This is a genomic window from Paenibacillus sp. MDV22-iso6 (assembly GCF_058408365.1).
Map to the genome: position 1 here is coordinate 562109 of NZ_JBZVDZ010000001.1, position 21441 is coordinate 583549.

The 21441-nt window shown below is 46.0% G+C and carries 15 protein-coding genes; 14 read left to right on the top strand and 1 reads right to left on the bottom strand.

Features of this window, described 5'->3' with window-relative positions; genetic code table 11:
- The first annotated feature begins 25 nt into the window (after positions 1 to 25).
- The 12 genes from ertC (at position 26) to AC4PM4_RS02490 (ending at position 15254) form a co-directional block, all read left to right on the top strand.
- Positions 26 to 1132 carry a thiohydantoin desulfurase gene (gene ertC, locus AC4PM4_RS02435; protein ID WP_491612643.1) on the top strand — a complete coding sequence of 369 codons (1107 nt, stop codon included), beginning with the start codon at positions 26 to 28 and terminating at the stop codon, positions 1130 to 1132.
- Positions 1125 to 2669: an HAL/PAL/TAL family ammonia-lyase gene (locus AC4PM4_RS02440; protein ID WP_090806142.1), complete on the top strand. Its 1545-nt coding sequence runs from the start codon at positions 1125 to 1127 to the stop codon at positions 2667 to 2669. Before ertC ends, AC4PM4_RS02440 begins: the two co-directional genes overlap by 8 nt.
- A 36-nt stretch (positions 2670 to 2705) precedes the next feature.
- Positions 2706 to 3533 (top strand): DUF427 domain-containing protein, encoded by an 828-nt coding sequence (locus AC4PM4_RS02445; protein WP_491612644.1) that lies wholly within the window; start codon positions 2706 to 2708, stop codon positions 3531 to 3533.
- Position 3534: 1 nt separating this feature from the next.
- Positions 3535 to 4377, top strand: coding sequence for a DUF427 domain-containing protein (locus AC4PM4_RS02450; protein WP_491612645.1), 843 nt, complete (start codon positions 3535 to 3537; stop codon positions 4375 to 4377).
- A 133-nt stretch (positions 4378 to 4510) separates the two neighbouring features.
- Positions 4511 to 4633, top strand: coding sequence for a sporulation protein YjcZ (locus tag AC4PM4_RS02455; protein WP_079697598.1), 123 nt, complete (start codon positions 4511 to 4513; stop codon positions 4631 to 4633).
- Positions 4634 to 4791: 158 nt separating this feature from the next.
- Positions 4792 to 6504, top strand: a complete 1713-nt coding sequence (locus tag AC4PM4_RS02460; protein WP_491612647.1) for a sensor histidine kinase — start codon at positions 4792 to 4794, stop codon at positions 6502 to 6504.
- Entirely contained in the window at positions 6501 to 7907 is a 1407-nt protein-coding gene (locus AC4PM4_RS02465; protein ID WP_491612649.1) for a response regulator transcription factor, read from the top strand. The genes AC4PM4_RS02460 and AC4PM4_RS02465 overlap by 4 nt, the downstream gene beginning before the upstream one ends.
- Positions 7908 to 7956: 49 nt before the next feature.
- Positions 7957 to 9615: an extracellular solute-binding protein gene (locus AC4PM4_RS02470; RefSeq protein ID WP_491612651.1), complete on the top strand. Its 1659-nt coding sequence runs from the start codon at positions 7957 to 7959 to the stop codon at positions 9613 to 9615.
- A 337-nt stretch (positions 9616 to 9952) separates the two neighbouring features.
- Positions 9953 to 11689, top strand: coding sequence for an extracellular solute-binding protein (locus tag AC4PM4_RS02475; RefSeq protein WP_079697596.1), 1737 nt, complete (start codon positions 9953 to 9955; stop codon positions 11687 to 11689).
- A 61-nt stretch (positions 11690 to 11750) separates the two neighbouring features.
- Positions 11751 to 12665 carry an ABC transporter permease gene (locus AC4PM4_RS02480; RefSeq protein ID WP_063565144.1) on the top strand — a complete coding sequence of 305 codons (915 nt, stop codon included), beginning with the start codon at positions 11751 to 11753 and terminating at the stop codon, positions 12663 to 12665.
- A gap of 13 nt (positions 12666 to 12678) precedes the next feature.
- Complete coding sequence (locus AC4PM4_RS02485) at positions 12679 to 13572, top strand: carbohydrate ABC transporter permease (protein ID WP_079697595.1); 894 nt, start codon at positions 12679 to 12681, stop codon at positions 13570 to 13572.
- A 59-nt stretch (positions 13573 to 13631) separates the two neighbouring features.
- Positions 13632 to 15254 (top strand): glycoside hydrolase family 13 protein, encoded by a 1623-nt coding sequence (locus tag AC4PM4_RS02490; protein WP_491612654.1) that lies wholly within the window; start codon positions 13632 to 13634, stop codon positions 15252 to 15254.
- A 30-nt stretch (positions 15255 to 15284) separates the two neighbouring features.
- Here the strand turns inward: AC4PM4_RS02490 and AC4PM4_RS02495 are convergent, their stop codons facing one another.
- Positions 15285 to 16178: a LysR family transcriptional regulator gene (locus AC4PM4_RS02495; RefSeq protein ID WP_491612655.1), complete on the bottom strand. Its 894-nt coding sequence runs from the start codon at positions 16176 to 16178 to the stop codon at positions 15285 to 15287.
- A gap of 182 nt (positions 16179 to 16360) precedes the next feature.
- Here AC4PM4_RS02495 and AC4PM4_RS02500 point away from each other — a divergent pair, with 182 nt between their 5' ends.
- Both AC4PM4_RS02500 and AC4PM4_RS02505 read left to right on the top strand, forming a co-directional pair.
- Positions 16361 to 17416, top strand: coding sequence for a YeiH family protein (locus AC4PM4_RS02500; protein WP_491612656.1), 1056 nt, complete (start codon positions 16361 to 16363; stop codon positions 17414 to 17416).
- Positions 17417 to 18036: 620 nt separating this feature from the next.
- Entirely contained in the window at positions 18037 to 21381 is a 3345-nt protein-coding gene (locus AC4PM4_RS02505) for a discoidin domain-containing protein (protein ID WP_491613062.1), read from the top strand.
- Positions 21382 to 21441 lie beyond the last annotated feature (60 nt).

A 21441-nucleotide genomic window follows, 5' to 3' on the forward strand; every position in this document is an offset into this window, starting at 1 on the left:
AAATTTTCATCTAGGAGGAGATTTTATGCGGGAATTAACAAGAAATGATGTAAACGCTGCTGTCAAAGGCGGCTCTGTATTTGCCAGCGGCGGCGGAGGCTGGGTGGATCATGGACTGGAGATCGGGCACGCGGCACTGAGCATCGGACGACCGAAGCTCCTGTCGGTAGATGAACTGCCGGATGACGCCATTATATTGACATGTACCGCAATTGGGGCACCTGCCGGACGAGACTGGCAAATGCTTGGAAAGGACTACATTAAGGCTGTACAGCTAATCATTGAAAACTATGATGGCAAAATAGCCGGGGTTATGACTCCGCAGAATGGCATGTCCAGCACCATTAACGGTTGGCTGCCGGCAGCAGCCCTTGGTCTTGCTGTTATTGATGCTACTGGAGATATCCGCGCACATCCGACAGGCAAGATGGGCTCACTTGGCCTCGCGTCTTCTATTGATTACGAGACGATACAAGCAGTGGCTGGCGGCAAACCAGAGATTGGCAGCTACATGGAACTTGTGGTTAAGGGAACTCCGGCACGGACCTCCAATATACTGCGTACTGCTTCGGACATGGCGGGTGGGTTTATTGCTGCCGCACGGCACCCGCTCCCGATCAAACATATTAAGAAGCACGCTGCGATCGGTGGCATCTCGATAGCGATTGAGTTGGGCCGTGTCATTATGGAGGCAGAGCCGGATGGTCCGGAAGCGGTGCTAGAGGCCGTGGTACACAAGACCAATGGAAGAATCCTCGGCAGAGGGACGGTGACGACAAAAAATGTTCATTATTCAGGTGCTTTCGATGTGGGTACGATCGAAGTATCCATCCCCAACCGTAGGCTTACACTTCATGTGATGAATGAATATATGGCTGTTGAGGACGATGAAGGTACACGCCTGACCACGTTCCCGGACGTAATTACTACGTTTGACCTGAAGAAGGGTCTGCCTGTGAGTGTAGGAGATGTTGAAGAGGGTATGGAAATAGCGGTCTTCGCCATTGATAAATCCAAGGTACCACTGAGTTCCAGTGTAAAGGACCCCACCGTATATCCCGAGGTGGAAGAAATGCTGGGCATCGATTTGCAGAGCTATGCTTTTGACAAGGAGAAAACAATCTATGCTTGAGGAGAGCATTCTCTTGCTCAGCTCTAACCAAATTGTATTGGACGGAAGCCGCATGACCATTGAGGATGTGGAGAGTGTGGCTCGTTCGCGGAGATCCGTAGTGATTGCAGATGAAGCCTGGGAACGACTAGTCTCTGCACGTAAAGTAATTTATGAACTAGCTGCAGAAGGCGTTCCTGTCTATGGACTGAATCGTGGAGTAGGCTGGAATAAGGACAAGGTCATCGGAGATGATTATTTTGAAGATTATAACCGGAATTTATTGTTATCTCACAGTGCTGGGGTGAAGCCGGAGGCTACAGAAGATGTCGTTCGTGCTGTGATGCTTGCCCGGTTAAATAGCCTGCTTGCAGGAGCTACCGGTGCTCAGCCCGATATTGCCAAACGTTATGCAGATTTTCTCAATATGGGTATTCACCCGGTTCTACCGCTTCGCGGATCTGTGGGTGCGGCGGATATTACCTCGATTTCGCATATCGGTCTGGCCATGATTGGTAAAGGTGAAGTGAACATGGCAGGCAATCGGATACCAGCGAGCGATGCATTAATGGTAATGAGTTTGGAACCCCTGCGCCTTGGCCCCAAGGACGGTCTGGCTATCGTAAGTTCCAATGCTCTCTCAGCCGGAAACGGAGCACTGGCGCTCTTCGACATCCAAGAATTACTGGATACCGCAGACTCTGTATACGCGCTGTCTTTGGAAGCCATCCGGGGAAATATTAGTCCGTTGGATGAAGCGGTTCATCTCAAGCGTCCTTTTCCAGGGCAGTTAAAGAGCCTGGCCATGGTCCGGCGTAGTCTGCGTGGCAGCGGACTCTGGAATGGTTTTAATCCTGATTCGCTGCAAGACCCGCTGAGCTTCCGTGACGCTTGCCAGATTCATGGTGCGGCAAGAGATGCTTATGCCTATGCGCGCCAGCAGCTTGAAGTTCATCTCAATAGCTCGGACGATAACCCCTGTGTGCTGACGGAAGAGCGGAGAATCTTGTCCTGCGCCAATTATGATCCCATAACATGGACATTAGGCTTCGAGATGCTTGGAAGTGCGCTGCATCATGTATCCAAAAGTTCATGCTATCGCATGATCAAGCTGGGTGACCCGGACTTTACAGGGTTAAGCCGTTTCTTAACTGCTGATTCGAGCAGCTCCGTCGGTTTCTGCACGGTTCAGAAAACAGCAACCTCACTGGATGCAGAAATTCGTCATTTGAGTAATCCGGTTTCATCTGATTATTTCTCACTGGCGGGAGACATGGAGGATCATGCAGCCAATTCTCCTTACGTTGTAAGCAAGGTAAGAGAGATTGTTGATCGTGTTACTTATATTTTGGCGATTGAAGCGCTCCATGCTGCTCAAGCTATTGATCTGCGTATGGATATGACTCTGGGTGAGGGGACAAGAGCAGGTTATGAACTGTTGCGTTCCGAGGTTCCTTTTTTGTCAGAAGACCGTAATCAAACCATAGATATAGAGCGTGCTTACCTTCTGCTTAAGGAAGGGAAATGGCTGAAAGCAGTTCGTGGGAAGATGAATTAATTCTCTCAATAATGATGGAAAGAGGAGGAAGTTACAATGGCACATGTTGATCCCCAGTGGTCTTTACGGGACCATTCCCATGAGGGCTGGCAAATTCGTGCGGAGGTCAGTCCAAAGTGGATTCGCGTAAAATTTGACGGGCAGTTTATCGCAGACAGCAAGGAAGTTCTCGTTGTTACCGAAACAGGCAGACTCCCCGTTTATTATTTTCCGAAGAAAGATGTGAACCTTGACGTATTCATACCTTCAGAAAAGCTGGTGAATGATCCGTATAAAGGAAATCAATTGTTTTGGCATATTAGCAGCGGTGGACGTACGGTAGAGAATGCGGTATGGAACTATTCGGGTGTGCAACAGGAAGAGGTCTATTTGCAGAATCATTATTCTTTTTCATGGAATAAAGTAGATGCCTGGTATGAAGAAGAGGAAGAAATATTCGTTCATGCGCGGGACCCGTATTCCAGGGTGGATGCGATTCCAGCCTCACGTCATGTTCAAATCGAGTTAGATGGAGTAATTGTTGCTGATAGCAAGCGACCTGTGATTCTCTTTGAGACAGGATTGACCCCGCGTTATTATCTTCATCAGGAGGATGTGCGCCTTGATTTGTTGAAGCCCGTTGATTTAACTACAACTTGCCCTTATAAAGGGATAGCCAGCTATTGGACTGCTTTAGTTAATGAAAGAGAATACAATAATCTTGTTTGGAGCTATCAGGACCCATTACCAGAAGTTCATGAAGTTGAAGGACTGTTATGCTTTTACCATGAGTCAGTGGATGCGCTCTATGTGGATGGGGTAAAGTGGTCCCTATCTGCTGATGATCGCCTTCCTTACCGCAATTTAGGATGGGGGGTAAAGTGAAATGGTAAATCATCTGGATTCATCTATTGCCTGCTCTCTGCGTCAGGAAGATAAACTAATGTTGAAGGCAGATCTAAATCCGCGCCGGGTTCACATCACGTTTGCTGGTGAGACTATTGCGGACAGCACACGTGTTATTACACTTCATGAGCGCGGCAAGCTACCGGTATATTATTTTCCACAAGTAGATGTGTCGCAACAATTTCTGGTGAAGACCGAGTTGCAGACCCACTGCCCTATTAAAGGGGATGCTTCTTACTGGACCATTCAAGTGGGTGAGCGTATTTCTGAAAATGCAGTCTGGGGTTATGAGAATCCACTTAAGGACATCGAGTCGATCAAAGGTTTTGTGGCTTTCTATTGGAACAAGGTGGACGCCTGGTATGAAGAAGAAGAGCAGATCTTCGTCCACCCGCGTGACCCATACAAGCGAGTTGATGCGATCCAAAGTTCCCGCCATGTTCAGATCGTTCTAGATGACATCAAGCTTGCAGATAGCCGCCGCCCGATGATTGTATTTGAAACGGGCGTCCCCGTTCGCTATTATCTTCCGATTGAAGACGTGGATCAGAATGTGCTCACCGCAAATGACAAGCAGACATCCTGCCCTTATAAAGGTGATGCATCCTACTGGACGGCTGTTCTCAATGGACAGACCTATGAGAATATCGTGTGGAGCTATCTAAATCCAATTCCTGAAATTCCAAAGATTGCTGGATTGATGTCGTTTTATAATGAGCAAGTCGATGTCTATGTGGATGGCGAGTTACAGCCCAAACCAAAATGGTACTATTCTGCACTTGAATTCTTTAATGAAACTGAAGTAACTGTCAGAAGACAATGATGAGTGTGTGATGGGGGTTTCTGTCTGCTGCATAAGCGGATAGAGCCCTTTTTTTGATGATTGGCTCAAAAGCCTTGTCAATACACAACGATTTGAATACCTTATGACATAACACAAAAGAGGAGGAGATTACATGAGTGAAGTAGGATATGGAAATGTTGGAGGTCTTGGTGGATACGGTGGTTTCACATCCATCGGTGCAATCCTTGTTCTGTTCATCTTGTTGGTCATCATCTCTAAAGCGTTCCTGGTTTAATTCCTTTACCTTATGAACAACTCTGCTGGCATTCCGCTGGCAGAGTCTTTTTGTCATGATTACAATTTGAAAGCGTTTGACATATAGAATTATCAATCTATAATTATGGAGTTATGCATTCAACATAGAATGGATGAAGTTAAGGAGAATAGGTTGGAATGACACTTAAAAAAAGGATCTTTTTGCTGTTTTTTCTCAGTGCGTTTATTCCCTTCATTAGTATATTTGCAATTTCCTACTACACCATTGATTCCATTTTTGCGAACAAGATCGATGATGGCATTCGGAGCAATTTACAGCAGGTGACTTCCTCACTGGAGAATTCGATCACCAACCTGAATCATGTTACTCAGCAATTGTCTTACAGTGGTACATTAGGTAAAAAGTTGGATGAGGTGTTGAAACCATCCTCCAATATATTTGAATTGATTGAAACGCGGGATGAATTAAAGAGCGAATTAAATGTCGTAACGTTTACCAACCCGAATATAGGTTTGACATTGTATTATTTTCAGAAGGATGGCTCCACACAGTTCGGAAACTTTCCCATAAAGGACCGTTTTTCACCCGAATCTTTGCCTGTGCTCTCCAAAGCATATGGGATCACCTACTATGGTCCTCATGTCAGTATGAACCGGTTTGATGATCAACTCGTCTTATCCGCCATGCGGAAGGTAAAATTACCCCAGAGGGACGATGCTTATATTTACGTTGAATCCGGTTTTCACCTTGCGCAGGATATATTGGGTTACAATCAGTACAAGGGAGATTTATCCCATCTGATCCTCGATGGAGAGGGAAACATTGTGTACAGTGAGATCCCTGAAGCGATGAAAGTCGGTGAGAATTTTTCCAGCTTATCGAATGGTGCAGCATCGGACGGTATAGCTCGCGGTCATCATTGGTTCAGACAGGATTCCACTCAGAACTGGAGCGTTGTGTCGGTGATCTCTCAGGCCAAGTATCAACAAGAGAAAAACCAATGGTTGCTTCAAATATTACTGGTCGCTTTATTTTTCCTTGGCTTTACGGTATTTCTGGCTTGGCTGCTGTGGAAGATGGTTTATAAACCCCTCGGTCTGTTTCATTCGCAAATCAACGGAATGTCTCAAAATCCACAAACGACAGGCAGTCAGACACGCACGCAAATTCCCGAATTTGATTTTCTGTTAGGCGAATTCTCGAATATGCAGCATCAAATCGGTGACCTCTTTAAAGAGGTGCAGCAGAAAGAGAAAATTCGTGCAGACCTTGAAGTAGAGAAGCTGTTGTATCAGATTAATCCTCATTTTTTGATGAATACACTGGATACGGTGCACTGGCTGGCGGTAATGAATGGACAAGGGGAGATTGACAAGCTGGTGCAGTCCCTGAATAAGCTGTTGTATTACAATTTAGGTAAATTGGGACAGGTTTCCACAATGGAAGAAGAGATTGATGCGCTTAGACAGTACTTGACCCTGCAGCAAATCCGCTATGATTTTGAATTTGATGTGCGTATTTCCGCTGATGAGCAAGTGCTTCAAATACCTGTACCTCGTTTTATACTACAGCCGTTGGTTGAAAATTCACTTTATCACGGACTGAGCGACGAAGGTTTTATTCAAATTGAAGTTACACGCAAAGAAACGCTAAACATTATGATTCAGGATAACGGAGCAGGCATGACGGAGGAAGCGATTGAAAGACTTCTGAACAACCGTGTAGCTGAACATCAAAAAGTAGGGATGGGCATTGGGCTCAATTACGTTCACCGCATGTTAAAAGCACAATACGGGGATCAAGCTCAACTGGTGATTGAGAGTGAATTGGGAACAGGGACAAGCATATTGCTTATACTTCCGATCAAAGGAGAAGATATCTCGGCATGATTAAGGTATTGATTGTGGATGACGATAAATTGGTACGAAAAGGAATAAGCTCCGCGATGCCGTGGAACGAGTTCGGCATGGAGGTAGTTGGAGAAGCAAGTAACGGGGCTAAGGCATTGGATTTTCTGGAATCCAACTCGGTAGATCTGATGTTAACGGATCTGGCGATGCCGGTGATGTCTGGCATTGAACTGATGCGCGCTGCAAGGCAGCTCTACCCCGAGCTTCATATTGTCGTGCTTACCCTTCATCAGGATTTTGATTATATCCAAGAGGCGCTTAGGCTGGGAGCGATCGATTATATAGCCAAAGTTCAGCTCGAGAAGGAGCAGTTCGAACATGTGCTGAATCGAATACATACCCGGATTGGTGAGCTCGCGAATACAAGACGAAAGCTGCCGCAGCTTGGTGAAACCAATATCCATTACCGTAAAGTGTATGCTCTGGTTTCACTGGACCGAAAGTCCGGCCAGAATTGGCCCATTGGACTCGAATCCAATGTAGACGAGGTCCTATTTGAAGTGGAACGGAACAGCTGGATGTGGGCGGCATTCCTGGATGGAGAGGATCAGCTATTCGATAGATTGAAGGGATACTTGGATCAAATTCCCCAAGGAGCCCTACTGGTATTGTCTGATGTTCAAGAACGGACATGGTCGCAAATTCAAAACTGGATTATAAACTATACAGAAACGTCCTTATTTTATGCGTATGAACCCCAAGATCCGGTTATTGCCGTTTCCTTGAATGAACAAGACACTTCTCCAACAGAACCTCAGGATGAGGACATGGATCGAATTAAGCGAAGTTGGTTTCTATCTCCGTGGACGCATAACGACAATTTTTATAACCAGCTTGTTGAAGAGTTTAAATCCCTAAGGCTGCAAAAAGGGCAATTGATGGGATTACTGTATTCCCTTGTCATGGAGTGGAACCATCTTTTTGCCCAGACTACGCTGGGCAGAATCTCAATGATCCATTCTTTTCAATCCTGGTACGAAGTGGAACAGTGGATCAAGCAGACCTCTGAGAGTATTCGAAAGGCGGATGAACAGACTTCGTATTCTCAGGAAATGATAGATGGTGTGAAAAAAGCCGTGATGATTATGCAAAATGATTTGGATCAGGCTTTTACAGCTTCAGGGCTGTCCCAGCAACTCAACATTAGTCGAAGTTATTTCAGCCAATGCTTCAAGGACATCATGGGAAAAACCTTTAATGATTACTCCCGATATATCCGAATGGAGAAGTCGAAAGAGTATTTATTGAACACAAACAACACGATTTTCTGGATTGCAGAGCGGGTGGGTTATACGGATGAGAAATATTTCAGCCGAATCTTTCGCGAACTGACAGGCGTGCTGCCTAGTGAATATCGACAATTAGGCAGAGCGGACAAATAGTGTACGCTCCACATAACCGACTGACAATCCGGTGAAAGAAGGGAAAGCAATGATCAAGAAGATGGCTGCGTGTGTTGTTGTCGTCAGCTTGATTGCAGGTATCGTATTTTTCAGTATTTCTTACTTTCGGGAATCGCCTATTGGACCAACAACATCTATACCTGACACAGCCTCCACCGATCCATTTGGCAAATATGAACATCCCGTTTCCATCCGGTTGGGATATGTGGTCGACCCAACTGGTACGGATCTCTCTGAAGGAGAGACATTAGAAAAGAACATGTGGAAAACGGCGATTAAACAAAACCTTAACATTGATGTTGAAGTCATGTGGCAGGTATCCAAAGAGAATTTCGGTCAGAAAATTGATTTGGCTATCGCCAGCAATGATTTGCCAGATGCGATGATCGTTAATCAGGTTCAGTTGAATGAGATGGTCAAAGCGGGAGAAATTGAAGATCTAACCAAGGCATACGCAAGCAGCGCTTCACCCGAGATGAAGAAAATTATCGACAGCACCAATGGTTTGGCACGGGAACAAGTGACCTTTGAAGGGAAAATGATGGCTGTTCCGTCTGTGACGGCGGAAGACTTCAGCATGCTCTGGATCAGGCAGGACTGGTTGGATCGTCTTGGGTTGAAACCACCGAAAACGGTGGACGAATTGGAAGCGATCGCGAAGGCCTTTGTGGAGCAGGACCCGGATGGGAACGGAAAACGGGATACGATCGGGCTTGCCTCAAGCACAAGTCTGTTTAACGATTTCAACAACAGTGCTTTTGCTTTTGATCTAACACCGATCTTCTCGGCTTATGGAGCTTTCCCCGGATATTGGCTCGAAAAAGATGGAAAACCTGCATACGGTTCGATTCTACCAGAGACAAAGAACGCTTTGGTAAGGCTTCGTAATATGTATGCCAAAGGTCTCCTTGATCCAGATCTGGGCATTCGCAAAGAGCCAGAGGAAACTGTTATTAGCGGACAGGCGGGGATGTTCTTTCAAGGTTTCTTTGCAGGCTACTGGCCGCTCCCAAGCGCTTGGCTGAATGATCCCAAGGCGAACTGGCAGGCTTACGCGCTCCCACTGGATGCAAATGGAGCATTTCGTGTGAAGGTGGATAATCCCTCAAGTTCTTTCCTTGTGGTTCGCAAAGGGTATGCTCATCCGGAAGCGATCATTAAAATAAACAATCTGTACCTCCGGGATGAGTTCAAGTATGGTACGAGTTTTATGCTGAGCCGCAATTTCTTTGCTCCAGCAGATGAAGCACGATTTGAATCCAAAGCCGTGCAGGAGATTCTGACCGGAACCAAATCCCCAGCTGATTTCAAGGACAAGTCCGAATATAAGCTGTTGGATAATACGGTTTCGACGATAAAACAAACCAAGCTAAAGCCTTATGATCAACTTGGCATTTCGTATTGGGATCAGCACAGTGAGAACTTTATGCGTGGTTATTCATTACTCGTGGGTGGAAGAAACTTCTTTGATCCGAATATTCATAAAGTTCGAAGCCTTACCTACAAACGCACGCCAGCCATGGAGAGCTCGTGGGTTAAACTGTCCAAATTGGAACATGATACGTTTTTGAAAATTATTTTAGGCGCTGCACCGATCGATTCATTCGATCAATTTGTACAGGAGTGGAAGGAACAGGACGGCGATCAAGTAACTGCTGAAGTGACTGCATCCCAGAATCAACGCTGAAGAGCTAACCTTTACAACGCTGAATTCCACACGTTTTTGTACTCAATTCAATCATTCATAGCCGGTAGACTCCTGTTTGAGGAGTTTGCCGGTTTTTCTTTGTGCCACACTCGCTGTGCTACCTTCCCTTATTAACGAGGATAGACAAATGTAAGTCAGTAGGTAAGATAAATGTTCACAACCTCCATGTTGCTCGTTGATCCGAGTGAAAACTGTATACATTTCTCTATCCAAACTAGCGTTTAATCCCTATCTCGATTAAGCTTCTCCAAGTTTTATAATGAAAGCGCAAACAACATGATAGAGAAATAATCAGAACGAAGGGGAGTTGAATTTGATGAGAAATAATTGGTCAATAAAAAGCAAACTGTTGACGAAACGACTGGCTGTGCTGTCCATGTCCGCATTGATGGTTTCCGTCCTTGCAGCCTGTGGGGGATCCTCCAATCCACCGACTGCTGAGGATGCAGGCCAATATGAGGTAACACCTGGAGATCCGTTCAGTGCCTATAAAGACGAAGTGACGGTAACGATGGGGCGTGTTACGACGGCGAACCCGAAATTACCGGCTGGAGATACATATGAGAACAATGCGTATACCCGTCTGGTTAAAGAATCGTTTAACGCACAAATTAAGGACCAATTTGAGGCTAACGGTGAAGATTACAGTCGTCAAGTTTCTCTTGCAATCGCTTCCGGGGAACTGCCCGATATGATGCGTGTCGATTCCAAGGATGAACTTAAAGAACTTGTTGATAATGATCTGATTGAAGATCTGACGGAAGTATACAAACAATATGCCACCGATAACATCAAACAGGTTTACGACTCCTACGATGGCCGTGCACTGGACAATGCCACGATTGATGGCCGACTGATGGGCCTTCCAGCAACCTCTCTGGACTCCGCACCAACTATGGTTTGGGTTCGTCAAGATTGGCTGGATGTGCTGGGAATCAAACTAGATGCTGACGGAGACGGTGCCATCAAGCTCGAAGATGTAGAGAAAACAGCAGAAGAGTTCCTGAAAAAAGATCCTGGGCAAACCGGGAAACCGGTGGGCATTCCTTTTGTGAACACCCTAAATACGACGGACTATAATGGTTCTGCCTACACCATGCTGGGTGTTGCTTCAACCGAAGGGGCGTATCCTCAATATTGGATGAAGGGTGAAGACGGCAGCATCGTTTATGGTTCAACTACAGAGGAAACCAAGCAGATGCTGGGCATTATGGCCGACTGGTTCAAGAGAGGTATCATTGACCCGCAATTTGGAACCCGTACATTTGACGATATCAATGCACTATACACAAACGGTCAGAGCGGAATTGCTTTTGGACCGTGGCACATTCCAGACTGGGGATTGAGCAGTGTTAAACAGATGGATAAACATGCGAAATTCACGGCTTACACGCTGGAAGATGCAGACGGCAAGGTAAACGTGGCACACGCCAATCCATCCGGTCAGTTTATCGTAGTGAGAAAAGGATATGAACACCCGGAACTCGCGATTAAAATTATAAATCTGTTCTACGATAAACTGGCAAATGACAAAGATGTCGCAACTACCATGCCAGAGGCAGCCAAGTATTTGGAAAGCGGCGTAGACGGTTCAACCAGACCTTTTAATATCGAAGTCAACTCGGCAACCTCACTGCTGGATGATTACTCCGACGTCGTTCGTGGAATTAAAGGCGAGATCGGTTTGGATCAAGTTCGTACAACAGAATCGAAGAACAATATTGGCAGTATCCAAACGTACTTGAAAGACCAGGATACGGATGATGTAACAGCTTGGTCGAAATATCACTCACGTATGAACGGAGTGGGGCTAATTGATAAGTTGACCCAAGAAGGCAAATTTAACTGGATGACGCCAGCGTTCTCTGGAACTACACCAAGCATGAAACAGACGTGGGCTAACCTGACCAAGATGGAACAGGAATCTTTCATCAAAATCATAACGGGTGCAGAACCGCTGGATTACTTCGAAACATTCGTCACCAATTGGAAGAAACAAGGCGGCGATCAAGTGATCCAGGAGATCGAAGCCGAGACCACATCCCAAAAATAATTAAGCTAACACTGCTGACAGGCTGCGCTAAGCAGCCTTTCTTCAGGAAAGGGGTTCATCCATGAAGCAGGAAAAATATAAAGCAAGAAACCGCTTGGGCACGGGTGCCATGTATCATATGATGATGCTGCCAGGCATTTTATTTTTGCTGGTATTCAGCTACATTCCAATGGTTGGTGTCATTACGGCGTTTCAGGATTATGTACCAGCCAAAGGTATGTTTGGCTCCGAGTTTGTTGGACTCAAGCATTTTATTTATATGTTCAAACTGCCGGACATCGGCCAAGTGATCAGCAATACGTTGGTGATTGCCATCGCCAAGATTCTACTCGGGACACTGATGGCCATCATTTTTTCCATTTTATTAAATGAAATCCGTTTTAAATTCGTTAAAAAATCCGTGCAGACCATTGTATATCTGCCTCACTTTTTGTCTTGGGTCGTTCTGGCCTCCGTGGTCGTTAACATGTTCAGCCTGGATGGAAGTGTAAATCAGATTTTAGCCTTTTTCGGCTTGGAAAATATTAATTTTCTCGGAAGCAATACCTGGTTCCAACCGCTAATTATCGGGACGGACGTATGGAAGGAATTCGGTTATAGTTCCATCGTTTATTTGGCTGCAATTACCTCGATTGATCCCGGCCTATATGAAGCGTCAGGCATAGATGGAGCGAGCTGGTGGAGAAAAGTATGGCATATTACATTGCCGGGTATGCTGCCTATTATCCTGCTCATGGGGGTCATGAGTCTGACCAATATTTTGAGCGCAGGCTTCGATCAAATCTACAATCTGTATAACCCGGTTGTCTATGAGTCAGGCGATATTCTGGATACCTATGTATACCGGATTGGTCTCGTTGGCAGACAGTATAGTTTTGGTACGGCTGTTGGGTTGTTCAAGTCAGTGATCGGTATTGTTCTATTATTGTCCGCCAACGAATTGGCCAAAAAATACACCGATAGAAAAATATTCTAAGGAGGCGAAACTTGTGTCTTATTCCGCAAGCCTGAAAGACCGAATGGGCCGGTTTGTCATCTACGCCATCGTTATATTGCTGGCTTTGATCTGCCTCCTTCCATTATGGAATATCGTTGCGATTTCATTCAGCAGCAGTGAGGCCGTCTCGGCCAATGCCGTAGGTCTGTTACCCGTCAAGTTTACAACAGCCGCTTATTCGAAAATTATTGAGGATGCGCAGTTCTGGCGATCCTTTGGCATTTCCGTTCTACGTGTGGCTCTATCCCTTATACTCAACATGATTCTTATTGTTTTGATGGCTTACCCGCTCTCCAAATCGAAAAGGGAGTTTAAGGGCAGAAATATATATATGAATGTCATGATTTTTGCCATGCTGTTCAGTGGGGGCATGATCCCTAGTTATCTGTTGATCAAAAACCTGGATATGCTCAATACAATTTGGTCGCTTGTACTGCCAGGTGCTGTCCCGATATTCAGTGTCATCCTTGTGATGAACTTCTTCGCCGCAGTACCTAAAGCGCTTGAAGAAGCGGCTTTTATCGATGGAGCGAACGCATTGCAGGTTCTGTTCAAAGTGTATGTGCCCGTGTCTATTCCGGCGCTGGCGACTGTATCCCTATTCAGTATCGTGGGCACATGGAATGATTTCTTTAGTGGATTGATCTATATGACCAAAGTCAGCAATTATCCGTTAATGACCTACATACAGTCTCTTAACGTAAATATTGCTGAACTTCTGCAATCCGGCACAAACTCAGCTCAGCTCAGCAATCTGACTGAGATTTCGAACAAAAATCTAAATGCAGCCAAAATCGTAGTGGCTGTCATTCCGCTGCTGCTGATTTATCCGCTGCTGCAAAAATACTTTGTAACCGGAATTGTTGTGGGGTCGGTAAAAGAATAATAGTGAATGAAACGGATATTGGATAAGCAGAATCTGGTTCAAGAGAAAGGTGGTGCGTTATGGGAAATAAAAATTGGTGGAAAGAAATTGTCGTATATCAAATTTATCCCCGCAGCTTTCAAGATAGCAATGGTGACGGAATCGGGGATCTGAAAGGTGTATTATCCCGACTCGATTATCTGAAGGATCTTGGCATCGGTGCGATCTGGCTGTCACCAGTGTGCAAGTCCCCGCAAGATGACAACGGGTATGACATTTCCGATTATCAGGATATCGATCCGATGTTTGGTTCACTTGAAGATATGGAATTGCTGATTCAGGAAGCAGGCAAGCGGGACATCCGAATTATCATGGATCTGGTGCTTAATCACTCATCAGACGAGCACCCCTGGTTCAAGGAAGCCCGGAAAAGCAAGGATAATCCGTACCACGATTATTATGTGTGGAGAGATGGTGTGGAAGGAACACCTCCCAACGATTTAGGTTCAACGTTTGGTGGATCGGCCTGGGAATGGGTCCCCGAGTTGGGACAGTATTATCTGCATCTTTTCTCTGTTAAACAACCGGATCTCAACTGGGAGAACCCCAAGGTACGGCAAGAGATATATGATATGATTCAATGGTGGATGGATAAAGGCGTAGGTGGTTTCCGTCTTGATGTTATCGATCTGATTGGCAAGCAGCCTGACCTCAAAATTACAGGAAATGGGCCAAATCTGCATGAATATATGCGTGAACTCAGTAAAGAGACATTCCAGAAGGGTGATCTGCTAACCGTCGGAGAAACCTGGGGAGCAACGCCCGAGAGTGCCAAGCTTTATAGCAACCCGGACGGCAGTGAACTATCCATGGTCTTCCAATTTGAACACATTAGCTTGGATGAGCAGGAGGGGAAAGGCAAGTGGGATCTCCAGCCGCTGGATCTGCTTCAATTAAAGAAAGTGTTATCCAAATGGCAGACCGAACTGAAAGGAGAAGCCTGGAACAGCTTGTTCTGGAACAACCATGACCTTCCGCGGATCGTGTCCCGTTGGGGAAATGACGGGGAATATCGTGTGCAGTCTGCCAAAATGCTGGCTACTCTTCTTCATGGCATGCAAGGTACGCCATATGTGTACCAGGGTGAAGAGTTAGGCATGACGAACGTACGTTACCCTATTGAAGAATACCGTGATATTGAGTTGCTGAATCTGTATAAGGAACGGGTCGAGAATGGGTATCCAGAGGAAGAAGTGATGGAATCCATTTATGCAAAAGGCCGTGATAACGCACGTACGCCGATGCAGTGGGATGCTTCCGAAAATGCGGGTTTTACGGAAGGCAAACCATGGATTTTGGTAAATCCGAATTACACGGAGATTAATGCGGAAGAATCTATACATGATTCAGATTCCATTTACCATTACTATAAAACACTGATTCAGCTGCGAAAAGAGCATGAAGTGATCATTTATGGGGATTATGAACTGTTGTATCCGGAAGACACCAACCTTTTTGCTTACACACGAACACTTGGTGATACCAAATTGCTAGTCCTGTGCAACTTCTATGGCAAAGTTGTTCCATTCCAGCTTCCAAGCGAATTTGCAGGGGATAAAAGATTATTAATTAGTAACTATTCGGACGTTGTTTCAGAAAACGCACTTCGTCCTTATGAAGCAAGGATGTATCTTCTTGTGTAATTTCAAAAGAGGGTTGATGGCGAATAGCCTTCAACCCTTTTTTTTGACAAAAAGAAGCTTTTGCAAGAAAACATCAAGCGCCATGGAATGTGAATGTTCCTTGTGGCGAATGATGGAGAAGCTGCGTTCCAGATGCAGCTGTCTAATTCGCAGTTCTTCGATTTCCCCGGTTGCCAACTCCTTATGAACAATCCATCTGGATACCATTGCAATTCCGAGTCCCGCAGCAACAGCTTCCTTCACACCCTGACTGCTGGTGAAAACATAGGACCGCTTCGGACGGATTGCAGTCTGTTCCATAAAATGATCGCTAAACGCGCGTGTTCCCGAACCCAACTCACGAAGAACCCAGACCTGATCCTGAAGCAAGTTCTGCTCTACCACGACGGAACCGGAAAGGGGGTGACCGGAAGGAGCTACTACGATCATCTCATCCTTCATGTAAGGGATAACGTCAAGGTCTGCCGAGGCTCGCGCTTCACCCTCCACAAATCCGATATCCAGCTGATTTCCCCTAACCGCAGACAGAATCTCCTGAGTATTGCCAATCGTAACCTGAATGTTGACCTGAGGATACTGTGATGCGAATTCTGCCAGCTTCTTAGGCAAAATATATTCACCGATGGTGAAACTGGCCCCGATCTGAATGCTTCCGGTCACCTCATCCCGCAGCATCTGAATCTCCTGCCGCGCTTCATCGTACCGGGCCTGAATGACTTTGGCATGCCTGTAGAGGATTGCCCCCGCTTCAGTCAGGGAAACTTGCTTTGGAGAACGATGCAGCAGCTTGGCTCCCAGCTCATTCTCCAAATTTTTGATATGCAGGCTCACCCCCGGTTGGGACAAGTTTAGCAGTTCTGCAGCCTTGGAGAAATGGCTTTGTTCCACAACGGTAACGAAGACCTTTAACGCATCAGTTATCATTAGAATTCCTCATTTGAATAGTGTGTTTTTATAGTTATAAGCCTATTGAGCTCATTTTAGCATAAGATACCTAACTAATCATAAGTTTTTATAATGATTAGGATCGCAGATTCATATTTCACTTCCTTCCTGTCTGCTTCTATAGTGAGGATATACTTTATCCCATAAGGAAGTGTAGAGCTATGATTTTACAGACACAATTGAGATTCGTTAAGAACATAAAAGGTGTTAGGAACAGGGGATTTCTGCAGGGGATCGGACTGACTTTACTGCTCTCGTTTATCGCCAAGTTGCTGGGTTATCTACCGCTCTTAAATATCATGGGTCAACTCGTTATTGCAATTCTGCTTGGCATCTTGTACCGGGCGGTGCGTGGCGTTCCGCTGACCGCGCAATCAGGGATATCCTTTTCGGGAAAACGATTGCTGCGGTTTGGCATCATCCTGCTGGGTTTGAAGCTGAACCTTATGGATATTGTCCATGCAGGATACAAAGTCGTTGCGCTAGCGGCAATCAATGTTGTTGTCACGATTTTTGTTGTCTACGGACTGAGCAAGTGGTTAAAGATCGACAAACGAATAGGGCTGCTGACTGCTTGTGGAACAGCCATCTGCGGTGCAGCGGCAGTAGTCGCGATTGCGCCACAGATCAAGGCCAAAGATGAAGAAACGGCAGTAGGTGCGGCCACAGTGGCGATACTCGGCACAATTTTCACTTTAGCCTATACATTGCTATACCCGGTGTTGGGTTTAAGTGTGAATGGATATGGCCTATTCACAGGCGCTACACTGCATGAAGTGGCACACGTCATCGCTGGGGCTGCACCTGGAGGGCAAACAGCACTGGATATGGCAGTCATCGTGAAGCTAACTAGGGTCGCTATGTTGGTGCCCATTGCCCTGATCATTGGCTTGTGGAGTGGACGACAAGCGCGCGGGGGAGAGCAAAAATCATCTAAAGGAATCCGCTGGCGTGAATTGCCAGTACCCTGGTTCATTTTCGGTTTTCTGGCTATGAGTGGGTTAAACACGTTGGGTATTATTCCGCAAGAGTTGATCTCAGGGCTTCTGGTTCTCTCCTATATGCTGCTCGCGATGGCCATGGCTGGATTGGGGTTGGGTGTGGATATTGCAACCTTCCGTCGTCTGGGCAAGAAACCTTTTTTGGCAGGATTGCTGGGCTCTATTGTGTTGTCCATTCTAGGCTTTATGCTCGTTTGTGGCTTTGGCCTGAACTAGGTCGTGTGTCCAAAATTAAGTATTCCACTGCATGAATTTAATAAAAAGCACGCATTGACCCTAAGTGGATCAATCCGTGCTTTTTGTTGTTTGAAAGAAGCTGGTCATCAGATCCAGAACAAACACGAAAGGATTAGTATAAATCCATCTCTTGAAAAAAAATATAAATATTTCCCTCTTTTGGTTCAAAAGTCCGAAATGCACATATGAAAGTCTGGATAACGATGTATTTTCTGTTCGCAAGCCTTAAGGCTGCTCGTAAACATCCAAAAAGGAACATCAGAAGTCCGAATACCGTCTCTAGGGGTCCGATAAGGAGAATTGGAAGCGGTTTATACTTAATCTATTCCAGAGATGACAAATCCAAGCAGAAAATCAAATCAGTTTATCCAAGAAACTCCTCAAGTTAAGTAGCGACCACGCAATACTGTCGTGTAACCATGTTGTTGTATGAGTTTTCTATTTTTTTGTTTTGTACTTTGATAAGGGGGTGATGATCGGCGCAGCGAAAGAATTAGGCAGATCAACCGTCCATTTTCTTTGAAAATCCATTTTGCTAATAACCTGAGGAGGAATTGAATTTGCGCAACAAGTACATTGTGTGGTCACTCGTATTAACGATGCTGATCTCGAACGTATTCCTGACTGTCGGATTTCCATCTCCTGTATCAGCAGCCGAAAGACCGGATCTGGCACAGGACAAACAGGTTACCGCGAGCGGGTACAACCAAACATACAGCCCGACCAATGTGATTGACAATAACCAAGCAACTTATTGGGAAAGTACCAATAGTGAGTTCCCCCAATGGATTCAAGTGGATCTTGACGCCAACACCAACATTGACCAAATTGTATTGAAGATTCCGACAGTGTGGGAAAAGAGAACCCAAACGATAACCGTGCAAGGCAGCACGAACGGTTCATCGTTCACAGATATCGTAGGTTCTGCGGATTATGTATTTAATCCATCAGTTGGGGAGAACTCGGTGACCATCGATTTTCCTGCTGTCGAGACAAGGTTCGTTCGCTTAAGCGTAACGGGCAATTCCGAGTGGCCGGCAGCTCAACTGTCGACATTTGAAATTTACGGCCCAGGCAGTGAGGGACCAACGCTACCTGGCCCCGATCCTGTGGATCCCCCAATCATCCCTACAGAGGGAAGCAACATCGCCATCGGCAAGTCGATTACTGCATCGTCCAGCACTTTATCCTTTGTAGCTGCAAATGCTAACGATAACAATATCAATTCGTACTGGGAAGGAGGCAGCAATCCAAGCTCACTGACGTTGGATCTCGGCTCCAATCATAAGATTACATCCATTGTACTTAAACTGAACCCGGATCCGGTCTGGAGCACCCGAACACAGACCATTCAAGTACTTGGACATAACCAGGATACAACCACCTTCAGCAATCTGGTTTCCGCCCAATCATATACATTCAACCCGGCTTCCGGTAACACGGTGACCATTCCCGTTACAGCCACGGTTAAACGTCTGCAACTGAACATTACCACGAACTCGGGCGCTCCTGCCGGGCAAATTGCTGAATTTCAGGTATTCGGTACACCTGCACCCAATCCTGATCTGACGATTACAGGTATGTCCTGGTCTCCATCGTCTCCAGTGGAGAACAATGCCATCACCCTTAATGCCATCGTCAAAAACATTGGTTCTGCCGCTTCTCCAGCTTCTAGCGTCAACTTCTATCTTAACAATGAACTGGCGGGTTCCTCACCAGTAGCTGCTTTGCAAGCAGGGGCTTCGACTACGGTCTCGCTTAATGCTGGCAATAAAGCAGCTGCATCATATACGCTCAGTGCCAAGGTAGATGAGAATAACCAGATTATCGAAGAGAATGAAGGAAACAACAGTTACACACACTCCTCTTCTTTGGTGGTTGCACCGATTACAAGTTCTGATCTGGTAGGCACGGTCTCTTGGAGTCCTGGAACCCCTACAGCAAACAGTACAGTAACATTTACAGTTAATCTGAAAAATCAAGGCAACATGGCCTCCGCAGGTGGTGCACACGGAGTTACAGTGGTTCTCAAGAACGCTGCCGGAGCAACGCTTCAGACGTATAGTGGTTCCTATACCGGTACATTAGCACCTGGAGCTTCGGTCAATGTCAATGTAGGTACCTGGACTGCTGCAACTGGTAACTACAATGTGACAACTACCGTAGCAGTGGACAATAATGAAGCTCCGGTCAAACAAACGAATAACGTCGTTACAACAGGTTTGAACGTATATTCAGCCCGTGGTGCAAGCATGCCTTATACCCGGTATGATACGGATGATGCTACGCGGGGTGGCAGTGCCACACTGAAATCCGCACCGACCTTTGATCAGGCTCTGACGGCTTCGGAAGCCTCTGGACAGCGCTATATCGCTCTTCCTTCCAACGGTTCCTATGCACAATGGACGGTTAGACAAGGGGAGGGAGGCGCAGGTGTAACCATGCGATTCACGATGCCGGATTCCACAGATGGCATGGGTCTTAACGGCGCACTTGACGTCTATGTTAACGGGACCAAGGCCAAAACGGTTCCTTTGACCTCCTACTACAATTGGCAGTACTTCTCCAGTGATCATCCGGGGGATACACCAAGTGCAGGACGTCCGTTGTTCCGTTTTGATGAAGTGCACTGGAAACTAGATACACCTCTAAAAGCTGGAGACACCATTCGTATTCAGAAAAACAATGGAGATAACCTGGAATACGGTGTGGATTTCCTCGAAATCGAACCCGTTCAAGCGGTAATCCCGCGCCCGGCTAACTCCGTCTCTGTAACCGATTTCGGTGCGATTGCAAATGATGGAAAAGATGACCTTGCCGCATTCGAAGCGGCGGTCCAATCCGCGGTATCTACAGGCAAGACTCTATATATCCCTGAGGGCACGTTCCATCTGGGCAATATGTGGAAAATTGGTACGCCGACGAATATGATTAACAACCTCACCATTGTAGGTGCAGGCATCTGGCATACGAACATTCAGTTTACGAACCCTAATGCAGCCTCAGGCGGGATTTCTTTCCGTGTGCAGGGCAAGCTGGATTTCAGCAATATTTATATGAATTCCATGCTGCGTTCACGCTATAACGAGAATGCAGTGTACAAAGGATTTATGGACAATTTCGGTAAAAATTCAAAGGTCAGCAACGTATGGGTCGAGCACTTTGAATGTGGTTTCTGGGTAGGGGATTACGCCCACACACCTGCAATCATTGCCGATGGCCTAGTGATCGAGAACAGTCGTATTCGGAATAACCTTGCTGACGGTGTCAACTTTGCCCAAGGCACGAGCAATTCGACTGTACGCAACAGCAGTGTCCGCAACAATGGTGATGATGGTCTTGCCGTATGGACCAGCAACGTGAATGGCGCTCCTGCTGGTGTGAACAATACATTCTCGTTCAACACGATTGAGAATAACTGGCGCGCAGCAGGCATTGCATTTTTTGGTGGCAGCGGACATAAGGCAACCAACAACCTGATTGTTGATACGGTTGGTGGTTCGGCGATCCGGATGAACACTGTTTTCCCTGGATACCATTTCCAAAATAACACAGGTATTCTTTTCTCCGATACAACGATCATTAACAGTGGCACAAGTAAAGATCTGTACAATGGTGAACGCGGAGCTATTGATCTGGAAGCTTCCAATGATTCCATCAAGAACGTAACGTTTACCAATATTGACATCCTCAATACGCAGCGCAGTGCTGTTCAATTCGGATACGGCGGCGGTTTCCAGAACATTGTGTTTAATAACATCAACATTAATGGTACTGGTCTGGACGGCATTGAGACATCTAGGTTCACAACCCCGCATAAAGGTGCAGCAATTTACACCTATACGGGTAACGGTTCTGCCACCTTCAATAATCTGACAACAAGCAACATTGCCAACCCTAATGTGAATCAGATTCAAAATGGCTTTAATTTGATCATTCAATAAAATTTATATCAAACAAAAGCAGGGAGCTCAACGAGCTTCCTGCTTTTTTGTGTGAAGTAG